Annotated in this window: 12 protein-coding genes; 5 read left to right on the plus strand and 7 right to left on the minus strand. The window is 67.9% G+C overall.

The window, feature by feature from the left end; all coding sequences use genetic code 11:
- Nucleotides 1-17 precede the first annotated feature (17 nt).
- Genes VHP37_10775 through VHP37_10785 form a run of 3 tightly spaced genes read right to left on the minus strand, consistent with a single transcriptional unit; the run spans nt 18 to nt 2,858 of the window.
- Nucleotides 18-1,424: an NAD(P)/FAD-dependent oxidoreductase gene (locus tag VHP37_10775; protein ID HEX2826820.1), complete on the minus strand. Its 1,407-nt coding sequence runs from the start codon at nt 1,422-1,424 to the stop codon at nt 18-20.
- Nucleotides 1,421-1,741: a (2Fe-2S)-binding protein gene (locus VHP37_10780; GenBank protein ID HEX2826821.1), complete on the minus strand. Its 321-nt coding sequence runs from the start codon at nt 1,739-1,741 to the stop codon at nt 1,421-1,423. Before VHP37_10780 ends, VHP37_10775 begins: the two co-directional genes overlap by 4 nt.
- Nucleotides 1,719-2,858: an FAD-dependent oxidoreductase gene (locus VHP37_10785; GenBank protein ID HEX2826822.1), complete on the minus strand. Its 1,140-nt coding sequence runs from the start codon at nt 2,856-2,858 to the stop codon at nt 1,719-1,721. Before VHP37_10785 ends, VHP37_10780 begins: the two co-directional genes overlap by 23 nt.
- A gap of 233 nt (nt 2,859-3,091) precedes the next feature.
- Between VHP37_10785 and VHP37_10790 the strand changes: the two genes are divergently transcribed.
- Together VHP37_10790 and VHP37_10795 are read left to right on the plus strand one after the other, a co-directional pair.
- Nucleotides 3,092-4,804 carry a gamma-glutamyltransferase family protein gene (locus tag VHP37_10790; GenBank protein HEX2826823.1) on the plus strand — a complete coding sequence of 571 codons (1,713 nt, stop codon included), beginning with the start codon at nt 3,092-3,094 and terminating at the stop codon, nt 4,802-4,804.
- Nucleotides 4,805-4,975: 171 nt separating this feature from the next.
- Nucleotides 4,976-5,698: an alpha/beta fold hydrolase gene (locus VHP37_10795; protein HEX2826824.1), complete on the plus strand. Its 723-nt coding sequence runs from the start codon at nt 4,976-4,978 to the stop codon at nt 5,696-5,698.
- Nucleotides 5,699-5,702: 4 nt separating this feature from the next.
- Here VHP37_10795 and VHP37_10800 read toward each other — a convergent pair whose 3' ends face one another.
- Nucleotides 5,703-6,662 (minus strand): tripartite tricarboxylate transporter substrate binding protein, encoded by a 960-nt coding sequence (locus tag VHP37_10800; GenBank protein HEX2826825.1) that lies wholly within the window; start codon nt 6,660-6,662, stop codon nt 5,703-5,705.
- Nucleotides 6,663-6,792: 130 nt separating this feature from the next.
- Between VHP37_10800 and VHP37_10805 the strand changes: the two genes are divergently transcribed.
- Nucleotides 6,793-7,479, plus strand: a complete 687-nt coding sequence (locus tag VHP37_10805; GenBank protein HEX2826826.1) for a glutathione S-transferase family protein — start codon at nt 6,793-6,795, stop codon at nt 7,477-7,479.
- On the opposite strand, the gene VHP37_10810 is transcribed toward VHP37_10805, so the two are convergent.
- Entirely contained in the window at nt 7,480-7,674 is a 195-nt protein-coding gene (locus VHP37_10810; GenBank protein HEX2826827.1) for a hypothetical protein, read from the minus strand. It lies immediately after the preceding gene.
- A gap of 321 nt (nt 7,675-7,995) precedes the next feature.
- On the opposite strand from VHP37_10810, the gene VHP37_10815 reads away from it, so the two are divergent.
- On the plus strand, nt 7,996-8,706 hold the full coding sequence (locus VHP37_10815; protein ID HEX2826828.1) for a DNA repair exonuclease: 711 nt from the start codon (nt 7,996-7,998) through the stop codon (nt 8,704-8,706).
- Nucleotides 8,707-8,763: 57 nt separating this feature from the next.
- Nucleotides 8,764-10,032 (plus strand): CinA family nicotinamide mononucleotide deamidase-related protein, encoded by a 1,269-nt coding sequence (locus VHP37_10820; GenBank protein HEX2826829.1) that lies wholly within the window; start codon nt 8,764-8,766, stop codon nt 10,030-10,032.
- A 212-nt stretch (nt 10,033-10,244) separates the two neighbouring features.
- Here VHP37_10820 and VHP37_10825 read toward each other — a convergent pair whose 3' ends face one another.
- Both VHP37_10825 and VHP37_10830 read right to left on the minus strand, forming a co-directional pair.
- Nucleotides 10,245-10,805: a polymer-forming cytoskeletal protein gene (locus tag VHP37_10825; GenBank protein ID HEX2826830.1), complete on the minus strand. Its 561-nt coding sequence runs from the start codon at nt 10,803-10,805 to the stop codon at nt 10,245-10,247.
- A 535-nt stretch (nt 10,806-11,340) separates the two neighbouring features.
- Nucleotides 11,341-12,318, minus strand: coding sequence for a tripartite tricarboxylate transporter substrate binding protein (locus VHP37_10830; protein ID HEX2826831.1), 978 nt, complete (start codon nt 12,316-12,318; stop codon nt 11,341-11,343).
- Between the last annotated feature and the right edge of the window lie 87 nt (nt 12,319-12,405).

Consider the following 12,405-nt stretch of genomic DNA (forward strand, 5'->3'; position numbering starts at 1 on the left):
TGGCGGTTAAAAAGCTCTTACGTGCGCACGACGGCTTTCACCGCCGCTTCGTCCTTCGGCAACGCCGCGAGCTCGCCGACCGTGATCGGCTTCACCGGCGGGCGCAGGCGGTAGTAACCCACTGCCTCCGGCGACACGCCGCGCCCCTGCGCGATCAGATCGGTGACCGTCAGGCCGCACAACCGTCCCTGGCAGGGTCCCATGCCGCAGCGGAGGAAGATCTTCATCTGGTTGGGCCCGGGACAGCCGAGCGCGACGGTTTCCGCGATCTGCCGCGCGCTGATCTCTTCGCAGCGGCAGACGATCGTGTCGCCGGTCGGACGCCGGAAAGCGTCCGCAGGCCGATACAGCGCATCGAGGAAAGCGCGTCCGCGCAGCGCGCGCACGAGGGCGCTGCGTGCTGCGCGCTCTTCACCGCCGCTCGTCTTCGCACCCAGCGCTTTCGCGGCCGCGATGCCCGCGATGACGCCGCGCCAGCGCGCGGCTTCCGCGCCCGCGACGCCCGCGCCGTCGCCGGCGATCGCGATGCCTTCGACGTCCGACGCGCCGTCGGCGTCGAGCACCGGGTTGAAGCAGAGCTGCGACTCGTTCCAGCGATGCCGGATGCCGGCCGACATCGCGAGGTTCACGTTGGGCACCACGCCCTGGTGCAGCAGCAGCGTGTCAGCGGGAATTTCGATCTCGTCACCGCCGCGGCGATAAGCGACCGCCCCGAGCCTGTCGTTGCCGATCGCGCGCAGCGCTGTCACGCCTGAGATCAACGGCACTTCGCGTTTCACGCGGCGCAGGAGCTCGAGTCCTTCGCGGAGATAACCGGAGAACAGAAAGGGCAGCACATACGGCAGCGCCTGCGCGCGATTCGCCGCGGGCGTGGTGTCGAGCACCGCGTCGATCTTCGCGCCGGCATCGAGGTACTGCCGGGCGAGCAGCCAGAGCAGAGGACCGCAGCCCGCGAGCACGACGCGCCCCGAGGCGACGACGCCGGACGACTTGAGCAGGATCTGTGCGGCGCCCGCGGTCATCACGCCGGGCAGCGTCCATCCCGGTATGGGGAAAGGCCGCTCGAGCGCGCCGGTGCAGAGGATGATGCGGCGCGCGTCGACGATCTGCGAGCCGCCGCCGTGCGAGACGCCGATGTCGCGATCGCGCGTGACGCTCCACACCGTCGCGCCGGGCACGTATCGAGCGCCGCTCGCGCGGAACTGTTCGACCAGCGCTTCGCCTTGCCAGTAGCTCGGCCCGAGGACCGCGCGATTCGTCAGCGGCGTCTCGGTGATCGAGCGATAGATCTGTCCGCCCGCGCTCGGCTGCTCGTCGAAGAGCACCGTCGACAAGCCTGCGCCCGCGCATGTCGCAGCGGCGGCGAGACCCGCCGGGCCCGCGCCGACGATCGCGACGTCGCAGCGCTCGGCGAGCGTGCTCACGTGTCGATGTCGCGCTTGCCGCGCTGCATCTCGATCTTCATGCCGTCGCGCACGCGCACCAGACAGCCCTGGCGGTTGCCGACGCCGTCGATGGTGACGAGGCAGTCGAAGCACACGCCCATCATGCAGTACGGGGCGCGCGGCGCGCCGGAGACCGGCGTGGTGCGGCAGCGATCGACGCCTGCGGCGAGCATCGCCGCCGCCACGCTGTCGGTCGCGCGCGCCGGGTGCGGCTCGCCGTCGATGGTGATGGTCACGAGGCCGTCGGCTGCAGGCGAGGGCGCCTGCGCTGCATCAGGCGGCAAGCGCTTGAACATCGAAGCGTCGGGCGCTGAAAGGCTGCATGTCTTCGGCCAGGCGGCCGGCGGCGATCTGCGGCGCGAGCGCCAGTGCGTGCGCCGCGGCGAGCGTCACGCCGCTGTGACAGGCCGCGGAGAACGCGCCCGGGCACGTCGGGGACTCGTCGTAGATCGGAAAACCGTCCTTGGTCATCACGCGCAGCGCCGCCCAGGTGCGCACGATGTTGAGCTGCGCGAGCCGCGGGAACATGCGGACCGCGCGGTCGGCGAGGACCGAGATCACCGCGTGGGTGACCGTGGGATCCGCGCCGGCTTCCTCCTGCGAGTCGCCCATCATCACGCCGCCTTCGTCGGTCTGGCGCAGCGTCTGCACCGGGTAGTGCAGGAAAGGCGCGGTCTTCTCGGTGACGATGAGCTGGCCGCGCTGCGGACGCACCGGTACCGCGAGCCCGACCATCGGCGCGAGGCGCACGTTGTCGATGCCGGCGGCGAGGACGGCTCTGGGGACGCGTATTTCGGTCTTGTTCGTCGCGAGACGGAACGCGCCGTTCGCGTAGTCGATGCGCTCGACACGATGCTCGGGCAGATAGGTGACGCCGAGCTGCTGCATGCCGGCGTTGAGCGCGCGGAAGAGCCGCAGCGAGTTGCAGTGACCGTCGTAGCGGCTGTAGCTCGCGCCGGCGACCTCGGGGCCGACGTGCGGCAGCGCTTTCTTCACCGCGTCGCGGTCGAGCATCTCGTAATCGAAGCGCTGCATGCCGGGCTGCGACTGCAGGCGCTCGAGCATCGCCGCGCGCGCTTCGAGCTCGCGCTCGGACAGCGAGAGATTGAAGCCGCCCGGGCGCTGGAAGTGCACGTCGATGCCGGTGTCTTCCTCGAGCAGGCGCGCGAATTCCGCCCACGAGTTCGACGAGTGCATGGTCCACGCCGAATAGCGCGGCAGCCCCAGGCCTTTGCTGTGCACCCAGACGAGCGCGAAGTTGCCGCGCGAGGCGCGATACGCGATGTCGCCTTCGTCCAGCACCACGACCCGCTGCCCGCAGCGCGCGAGCCCCCACGCGATCGCCGAGCCCATGAGCCCGCCGCCGATCACGGCGACGTCGTGATCGCGGGTAGTATTGGAATCGGAAGTCACGGCATGGGCGGCGGCGGTGGAATACTGTGCCGATGGTGCCGACCGGACGCGCGAGCGTCAACGGGGTTGGGAAGGCGTCATTCGACGCAGAGGCGCACAGAGGAAGATCGAGCCCGTATCGTTCATCGTCATTCCCGCGAAGGCGGGAATCCATTTAAATCGCTTTTGACGTCAACATGGATTCCCGACAGTCCCGCTGTCGCGGTTCGGGAATGACGTATCACGGAGGAAACATGGCGACATACAGACCCACCATCACCGGCGCCCGCCACATGGTCTCGGCCGGGCATTACTCGGCCGCGCACGCGGCGTTCCAGATCCTCGAGGCCGGCGGCAACGCGATCGACGCGGGCGTCGCGGCGGGCATCTGCGTCGGCGTGCTCCAGACCGACCGTGTCAACTTCGCGGGCGTCGCGCCGATCATGATCTACCTCGCGCAGCCGCGTAAGGTGATCAACATCGACGGCCTCGGCACGTGGCCGAAGGCGGCTTCGATCGAGTACTTCCGACGCGAGCACGGCGGGGCCATGCCGCCGGGAATCCTGCGCACGGTGATGCCGGCTGCGCCGGCGGCATGGATCAAGGTGCTCGCCGAATACGGAACGATGTCGTTCGGCGAAGTCGCGGCGGCGGCGATCCGGCTCACGCGCGACGGCTTCTCGATGCACGAGTTCATGGCCGAGTACATCCGCGATCACGAAGCGTCGTACCGGCGCTGGCCGTCGAGCGCCGAAGTCTTCCTGCCGAACGGCCGGCCGCCGAAGGTTCCCGAGATCTTCGTGCAGAAAGAGCTCGCGGCGTCGATCCAGTACATGGTCGACGAAGAAGCCGCGCATGCGGCTAAAGGCCGCGCAGCCGGGCTGCGCGCCGCGCGCGATGCGTTCTACAAGGGCGACATCGCTCAGAAGATCGTGAAGTATCACAAGGAGAACGGCGGCTGGGTGACGGCCGACGATCTCGCGAGCTACGACGTGCGCGTCGAGCAGCCGCTCACCACGCGCTACCGCGACGTCGATCTCTACGCGTGCGGACCGTGGTCGCAGGGGCCGGTGCTCCCGCAGGCGCTCAACATCCTGCGTGAGGTCGACCTGAAGGCGCTCGGGCACAACTCGCCCGCGTACATCCATCACCTCGCCGAAGCGCTCAAGCTCGCCTTCGCCGATCGCCATCGCTACTACGGCGATCCGCGCTTCGTCGAGGTGCCGCTCGACGTGCTGCTGTCGCGTGAATATGCAACGGCCCGGCGCAAGCTCATCCGCGACGCCGAGGCGTGGCCGGAGATGCCGCCGGCGGGCAACGTGAAGGACTTCGCCGCCGCGCGGCCGCTGCCGCAGCCCACCGCGGGCGAGCCCGCGCCGCTCGCCGATACGTCGTATGCGGCCGTGATCGACGAGCAGGGCAATGCGTTCTCGACCACGCCGAGCGACGGCTCGAGCGCGACGCCGGTCATCCCCGGCACGGGGCTGTGCCCGTCGTCGCGCGGCTCGCAGTCGTGGACCGACCCCGAGCACCCCGCGGCGCTCGCACCGGGCAAGCGGCCGCGCCTCACGCCGAATCCGGCGCTCGCGCTGAAGAACGGCAAGATCTACATGCCGTTCGGCTCGCCCGGCAACGACATCCAGCCGCAGGCGATGCTGCAGGTGTTCCTCAACGTGGTGCTGTGGGAGATGGAGCCGCAGGCGGCGGTCGAAGCGCCGCGCTTCGCGACCTACAGCTTCCCGTCGTCGTCCGAGCCCCACGCGTATCACCCGGGCCGCTTGAACCTCGAAAGCCGCATCGATGCCGCAACGGTGCACGCGCTCGCGAAGCTGGGCCACAAAGTTGCACCGTGGTCCGAGATCGCCTGGCAGGCGGGCGCGGTGTGCGCGATCCGCGTGAACGAAGACACGGGCCTGCTCGAGGGCGCCGCCGATCCTCGCAGGCCGTGCTATGCCCTGGGTGTGTAAAAGCGTATTTAACCGCCAAGGACGCAAAGGACGCCAAGGAAAACCATGAAGAATCTTTTTGATCGTTCTTCCTCCGCGTCCTCAGCGGTCAATTCGATTTTGAAGTTCCTTTGCGTCCTTGGCGTCCTTTGCGGTTCATTGCTTTTACAAGCCCCGGCCTTGGCGCAGGGCATGAACGGCGCGGTGATCCTGCACGGCAACGGCGAGACGCCGCAGACCGTCGCGGCGCTCGCGGATGCGATGCGCCGCGAGAATCTCCTCGTCGCGATCCCTGAGCTGCCGTGGTCGGCGCGGCGGTTCTACGATCGCGGCGTGCCCGATGCCGAGCGCGAGATCGATGCCGCGGTCGCGCAGGTGCGCAACGAGGGCGCTCGCCGCGTGTATCTCATCGGCCTGGGCGTGGGGGCCAACTTCGCGCTGCGCTCCGCGGCGCGCCCGGGCGTCACCGGCATCGTCGCGATCGCGCCGGGCTTCGCGCCCGAAAGCCCGTTGTTCGCGCAATCGTTCGCGGACGATCTGCGGCGCGCGCGGGATTTCGTCGCGAGGGGCCGGCCGCAGGAGGTGCTCGAATTCCTCGACTGGCAATGGGGCAACCGGCGCAACCGCACGCGTGCGCCGGCGAGCTCGTTCCTCAGCTATTTCGACCCCGCGGGTCCGCTCAATCTCACGCGCAGCGTCGAGCAGATACCCCCGCAGACGCTGATGCTGTGGATTCTCCCGGCGCAAGATCCGGGCGCCGAGCAGCGCGCGAACGAGCTGTACGCACGCGCCCACGTCAATCCGGGCTCGCGCATCGTGCAACTCAGCGCCAGCTACCAGAGCGCCATGACGCCGACGGTACGCGCGATCGTCGACTGGATGAAGGACAGCACCGCTTACATTCGCAGCGACTGAAGGCTCACTCCACTTTCGCGCCCGAAATCTTCACCACCTTCGCCCACTTGTCGCGCTCGACCTTGAGGAAGGTGCCGAACTCGGCCGGCGCGCCGCCGCTGACTTCCATGCCGATCGCTTCGAAGCGCTCCTTCATCTCGGGCAGCGACTTGTTGATGGTCCCGTTCAATCCTTCGACGATGGGCCTGGGCGTCTTCGCCGGCGCGACGAGCCCGTACCAACCGATCACTTCGTAACCCGGCAGGCCCGATTCACCGATCGTCGGTATCTGCGGCGCGATGATCGAGCGCTTCGGCCCGGTCACTGCGATCGTCTTGAGCCGTCCGGCCTTGGCGTGCGGGATCGCCGCGCCGCTGGTGAAAGACAGATGCACTTCGTTCGCGATGAGCGCATTGAGCGCCGGCGCGCCGCCTTTGTACGGCACGTGCACGAACTTCACGCCCGCCATCGTGTTGAAGAGCTCGCCCGAGAGATGGTTGGCGCTGCCGATGCCCGAGGAGGCGTACGAGAGCGGCTGCGGCCGCGATTTCGCGTAGGCGAGCAGCTCCTTCACCGACCCGACCGGCAGGTTGTTGCCGACCGACAGGTAGTACTGCGCGAACACCACGAGCGCGATCGGCGCGAAATCGCTGATCGCATCGAACCGCAGGTCCCTGTAGAGGCTGGGGTTGACCACGTGGGTCGGCGTGACGACGAGGAGCGTGTAGCCGTCGGGCGCCGCTTTCGCTGCAAGCTCGCCTGCCACGTTGCCGCCGGCGCTCGGGCGGTTGTCGACGACGAACGACTGGCCGTACACCTCGCCGAAGCGCTGCGACACCATGCGCCCGACGCTGTCGGTGCCGCCGCCCGGCCCCTGTCCGACGAGCACGCGCACCGAGCGCTGCGGATACTGCTGGGCGTGCGCGGCGTCGAGCGCGGGAAGCAGTGCGGCGACGGCCGCGCCGGCGAGTGTGAGCGTCTGCATTGCGGCTCCCTCCCTGGGTTTTGTGGGCGCGATGAGGCTCCTGCAAACCCATTCTAGGCTCCGCCCGGCCGCGATGGTCAAACGGCCCCGCGTGTGACAGCATGGAGGTTTCCGCGGAGAGGAGGGTCACATGGCAGCGAAGTTCAGGCTGTGCAGCTTCAAGACGTGCCCATGGGTGCAGCGTGCCGCGATCGTTCTGCGCGCGAAAGGCATCGAATACGACATCGAGTACATCGACCGCGACAACCGTCCCGCATGGTTCCTGGCGGTATCGCCGCATGCGAAGGTGCCGGTGCTGCAGATCGACGGCAAGGAAGCGCTGTTCGAATCGAACGCGATCGCCGAGTATCTCGACGAGGTGGCGTCGCCGCGCCTGCATCCGGAAGACGCCGTCATGCGCGCCCGCAACCGCGCGTGGACCGATTACGTGCCGACGTTCGCGTCGGCGATCTCGAACGCCGCGTATTCGGACAGCGAGCAGGACTTCGCCACGCGCGCGCAGAAGATCGCCGATCCGTTCGCCAAGCTCGAGGGCGCGTTAGCCCAGCGCGGCAACGACGGACCTTATTTCAACGGTACCAGGCTGTCGCTCGTCGATTGCGCGTACGCGCCTTTCCTCCAGCGCTATACGTTCATGGACAGGCTGCGCCCGCTGGGGATCATCGAGCGCTTCCCGAAACTGGCGGCGTGGCGCGACGCGCTGATGGCGGCGCAGGCGGTGCGCGCCTCGACGGTGCCGGAGATCGAGCAGGCGTGGCAGGAGAACCTGGTCGCGCGCGGCCGCTGGCTGGGGACGCTGCTGGCCGCTACCGCCTGATCAGTGGTGGAAGCGCCGGAGGAGATGCATGAGGAAGCGCGTCACTCCTTCGGCGCGGAGCAGGTTCAGCGCCGCGGCGAGCGCAGGCAACGCGAAGATGCCGGCGACGAGCAACACGAGCGCGGTGACGCAGATCGCGAACGTCGGGTCGGCGACGTCCACGCCTGCGGTGCTGATACCTTCAACGAATGACATCGCGGCCTCCGGATATTGCTTGCGATCTTAGCTGCAACAGCGATGTGAATCTGTCGGGCAAAGCCCGACCGGCATCGCTTCATCATCGACAACCCTCACGCCGCCTATAGTCGCTCCTCGATATCGCGGGAAAGTCTCGGCGGCGTTCACAGTGCGAACCATGGCTCGGCGCCGCGCCGGCCACGCCAAACGGAGGGCAACTGCGACGGCGCACGCGGGGCGTCGGCCGCGCCTGCCGGGTGAGCGACCACCATGCGGACAGGCCGCCTCACACGCGGGTTCGCCGGCGTGCAGCACCGGCGCGGATGCTACGATTCGCCGATGATTCGCCCCCTACGCATCGCACACACCTCCGACGTGCACCTCGGCAACGGCCAGGAAGGCGCGGCCGCACGCGCAGCCTTCTTGCGCGTCGTCGACGCGGTCAACGCCACGCGGGCCGAGCTCTTCCTCATCGCCGGCGACCTGTTCGACCACAACCGCATCGACCGCTCGGTCATCGATTTCGTCTACGAAGCGCTGATGCAGGTGAGCTGCCCCACGGTGATCATCGCGGGCAACCACGACTGCTGGGAGGAGCGCGCGGTATTGAAGCGCATGAACTTCGCCACAGCGGGCGAGCACGTGACGCTGCTCGACGAAGTCGAAGGGCGGACGGTCGAAATTCCGGAGCTGCACGCCACGGTGTGGGGCCGCTGCATGGTCGACCACGACCGCACGAACAAGCCGCTCGCCGGCACGCCGGGGCGCACGCGCGACCTGTGGCACGTCGGCATGGCGCACGGCCTGTACTCGGACGAGCCCGATTGCGAGCGCTCGTCGCTCATCACGCCCGACGAGATCGAGGCTTCGGGTTTCGACTACCTCGCGCTCGGCCACGTGCACGCGCACCGGCGCATGAGGCACGGCGCGACGCTCGCGTGCTATCCCGGCGTGCCCGCGCCGTCGTACGGCACCGAGTCGCACGGCTCGATGGCGCTGGTGGAGCTGCGGCCGGGTGAGCAGCTCGAGATCACAGAACATCGCCTGTAACGGCGTAGGGTGCGTTAGCTGCGACGCGGCGTAACGCGCCGCAAGGGAGGAGAAGCGATGCGTATCGAAGTGATCTGCACCGGCGACGAAGTGCTCACCGGCAAGATCGTCAACACCAACTTCAGCTACATCACCCAGAAGCTCGAGGATTTCGGCCTCGGCGTGAGCTGGGAGACGACGGTCGGCGACGATCGCGACGACCTCCTGCTCGCGTTCCGGCTCGCCGGCGGCCGCGCCGACGCGGTCATCGTCAACGGCGGTCTCGGCCCGACCGTGGACGACCTGTCGCAGGAGATCGCGGCGAAGGCGGCGGGTGTGGAGCTCGAGCTCAGCCACGAGTGGCTCGAGAAGATGAAGGCGTATTTCGCCCGCCGCAGCCGCGTGATGCCGCCGAACAACGTCAAGCAGGCGATGCTGCCGCAGGGCGCCGAGCTTCTCGACAACCCGGTCGGCACCGCGTGCGGATTTTCGGTGACGATCGGCAAGGCGCGGTTCTACTTCACGCCGGGCGTACCGCGCGAGCTGCGCCGCATGCTCGAGTCCGAGATCATCCCGCGCCTGCTCGCGAAGAGCGGCGAGCACACCGCGATCCACCTCAAGCGCTTCCACTCCTACGGCATCGGTGAATCGCACGCCGATTCGCTGCTCGCAGGGATCGAGTCGCTGGCGCCCGACGGCAGCGTCAAGCTCGGTTTCCGCGCGCACTACCCGCAGCTCGAGACCAAGCTCACCGCGCGCGGGCTGGACATGGACGACATCCGCAAGAAGCTCGCACCGGTCGAAGCGGAGGTGCGCAAGCGTTTCGGCAACTTCATCCTCGCCGAAGACGACCGGACCCTCGAAGGCGTCGTGCTCGATGAGCTGGCCAGGCAAGGCGCGACGCTGACGATCGCCGAGACGTTCACCAGCGGCCAGATCGCCGGCCGCATCGGTCACCTGCCCGGCGCGGAGAACGTGGTGCGAAGCGCGGTCGTGTCGCGCGACCTCTACGAAATCTTCAGGGCGGTCGGCGCGCTCGCCGATCCGACCGACATCTCGCGTGAAACCGCGGAAGCCGTGGCGAAGGCCGCGCTGCGCAGGAGCGGCGCGACCCACGCCCTCGCGGTGCTGATCGACGCCGACGAAGGCGCCGACCGCATCGAGTTCGCAGGCACGGTGTGCCTGGCGATCGCGACCAAGGACGACGTCGAATCGCGCCGCAGCCGCATCGTCGGCGGCCGCGACTGGGTGCGCCTGGGCGCGGTCGAGATGGGGCTGGACTGCCTCAGGCGCTACTTACAGGGCCTGCCGGTGTACGAGCGCATCGACTTCGAGAAAGTCGAATGATGTGTTGACCGCCAAGGACGCAAAGGACGCAAAGGAAAGCTAGTCGGCCGCTACGCGACGGGACGTGCGCTGTAACAAGGAGCAGGGGAGACTCTATTGGCGCGTTGCCTTGCGGGCGACGCACCGTACGTTGCTAGAGCACGAGATCCGTTGTCTAGCGACCGCTTCGGATTCCCTTTGCGTCCTTTGCGTCCTTGGCGGTCACAAAGCCGTTACGCCTTGACCTGGGCTTTCTCCTGCTTCACCGGCTGGTAGTTGTTGTCCTTCTTGTGCCCCGACGACAGCGTGCTGATGTCGCCCGACAGCTCGCCGCCTTCTTCGACGCGGATCTTGCCGTAGCGCACCGTGCCCGAGACTCGGCCCGTCGCGTAGACGACGAGCTGCTTGCGGGCGGTCAGGGTGCCTTCGAACGAGCCCCAGATCTCCGCGACGTCCATCGTCGCGGTGCCGTTGAAGATGCCGTTCTGCGCGATCTGGACGACGCGGCTGTCCATCGACGCTTCGACCCGGCCTTCGACGACCAGCGTGTCGCAATCGGTGATCTCGACGCCCTTCAACTTGATATCGGGGCCGACGATGAGCTTGCTGCCCGCGAGGTCGTCTTCCTTCGCCGGCATCGGCGGCTGGGCTACCGTGCGCTGCGCGGTTTCCTCGGGCGGCTGGACGTTCGCACGCACGGCGCCGCGCAGGTCCGGCGTGATGTTGACGGCGACTCCGCGCGGGTTGGGCGTGGGGGCATCGTCTTTCTTGCTGAAAATATCCTTGTTGAACACTCTCTTCTCCTTGGGTGCGTGCATCGCCGCGGCGGCGCCGCGCGTAGCGTGACAGCCACGCTGCGCAGCAGGGCGAGCGGTCTTTTGATTAAGGAAGGAACGCGGCCGAAGGCGGAGGGCATCAATCGAGAAGCTGCGGCCATGCCAGGCGCAGGAGTGCCAGCGCGATGATCGCGGCGAGCGCGACCACGAGCTGCATGGGCTGAAGCAACGAATTGTGCAATGTCGGCTGCGTCTTTTGATTCCGCCGAGCGGGACTCGGCGACGCCGCCACGTTCGCAAGGACTATGCCATTTCGCGGATGTCGCTGCGCGCTGCGTACATGCACGGCAGTGCCGCGACGTAAGTGTGTCGGAGCAAAGAGGTTTTCGAAAGGAGCGTGCGCGCGCGCCGCGGCGTTCGACGAGCGCGCGCACGAAGCGCGATGTCGTTGTGCAACGACGTGGTGCGCGCGCATTGAGCGGTGCGCGAGCGCGTATTCAGGCTAAACGTTCGCCTCGCCAGACAAAGTTGTCATGTCTTGCATAGGCGACAGTCATTCGGCCTTGAGCCCGGCGTCTTTCGCGACCTTGGTCCAGCGTGCGAGCTCGGCGCGATACATCCTGTCGAACTGCGCCGCCGACGGGCCGGTGGGCTCCATGTCCTGCTGCTCGATCTTCGGTTTGAGGTCGGGACTGTGGACCGCCTTGACGAGCTCGGCGTTGATGCGGTTGGTCAGCGGCGCCGGCGTGCCGCCGGGAGCGAAGACGCCCTGCCACGTCGTCACCACGAAGCCCGGAAAGCCCGACTCTTCGAGCGTGCGCAGGTCGGGCAGCGAGGCGATGCGCCTGGCGCCGGTGACGCCGAGCGCGCGCAGCCGCCCTTCCTTCACGTGCGGCACCGCCGTGAGCACCGCGCCCATGAGGAACTGCGTCCTGCCTGCGACGAGGTCGACGAGCGACGGCGCCGTGCCTTTGTACGGCACGTGCTGCGTCTGTATCCCGGCGCGCTGCGAGAAGAGCACGGCCGCGAGATGCGTGCTGGTGCCGGTGCCCGACGAGCCGTAATTGAGCTGCCCGGCGCGCGGCTTGGCGTAATCGACGAACTCCTGCGCCGTCTTCACCGGCAGCGACGGATGGACGAGGAAGATGAGGCAGCCGGCGCCGATCTCGGTCACCGGCGTGACGTCCTTCAGCGGGTCGTAGCCGAGCCTGGTATAGAGCCCGGGCGAGAGCGCGATCGCGTTCGACGAATAGAGCAGGGTGTGTCCGTCGGCGTTCGACTTGGCGAGAAGCTCGACCGCGATGTTGCCCGCCGCGCCGGGCCGGTTGTCGACGACGATGCGCTGGTTGATCTGCGCCGCGAGCTTGTCGCCGACGAGACGCGCGACGATGTCGGTGGGACCGCCTGCCGGGAATCCGACGAGGAGCCGTATCGGCTTGGCCGGCCACGCCGGCTGTTGCGCATGACACACGCCGCCGGACGCGGCAACATACGCGGCGGCGAGCGCCGCGAGCTTCACTCGTGCGAACATCGCTCCTCCCCTTGTTCCGTTTCGGTCGTCCGAACTTCTGGCGGCGCGCGGGCTCACATCAGCAGTCGCCTTACGGGAAGCTTATAT

It is taken from the genome of Burkholderiales bacterium (assembly GCA_036262035.1).
Lineage (GTDB): Bacteria > Pseudomonadota > Gammaproteobacteria > Burkholderiales > SG8-41 > JAQGMV01.

Excerpts from the sequence above, each read along its gene's own strand:
- VHP37_10780 (HEX2826821.1), bottom strand. The coding sequence starts at position 1,741 with ATGTTCAAGCGCTTGCCGCCTGATGCAGCGCAGGCGCCCTCGCCTGCA.
- VHP37_10790 (HEX2826823.1), top strand. The coding sequence starts at position 3,092 with ATGGCGACATACAGACCCACCATCACCGGCGCCCGCCACATGGTCTCG.
- VHP37_10795 (HEX2826824.1), top strand. The coding sequence starts at position 4,976 with ATGAACGGCGCGGTGATCCTGCACGGCAACGGCGAGACGCCGCAGACC.
- VHP37_10800 (HEX2826825.1), bottom strand. The coding sequence starts at position 6,662 with ATGCAGACGCTCACACTCGCCGGCGCGGCCGTCGCCGCACTGCTTCCC.
- VHP37_10805 (HEX2826826.1), top strand. The coding sequence starts at position 6,793 with ATGGCAGCGAAGTTCAGGCTGTGCAGCTTCAAGACGTGCCCATGGGTG.
- VHP37_10810 (HEX2826827.1), bottom strand. The coding sequence starts at position 7,674 with ATGTCATTCGTTGAAGGTATCAGCACCGCAGGCGTGGACGTCGCCGAC.
- VHP37_10815 (HEX2826828.1), top strand. The coding sequence starts at position 7,996 with ATGATTCGCCCCCTACGCATCGCACACACCTCCGACGTGCACCTCGGC.
- VHP37_10820 (HEX2826829.1), top strand. The coding sequence starts at position 8,764 with ATGCGTATCGAAGTGATCTGCACCGGCGACGAAGTGCTCACCGGCAAG.
- VHP37_10830 (HEX2826831.1), bottom strand. The coding sequence starts at position 12,318 with ATGTTCGCACGAGTGAAGCTCGCGGCGCTCGCCGCCGCGTATGTTGCC.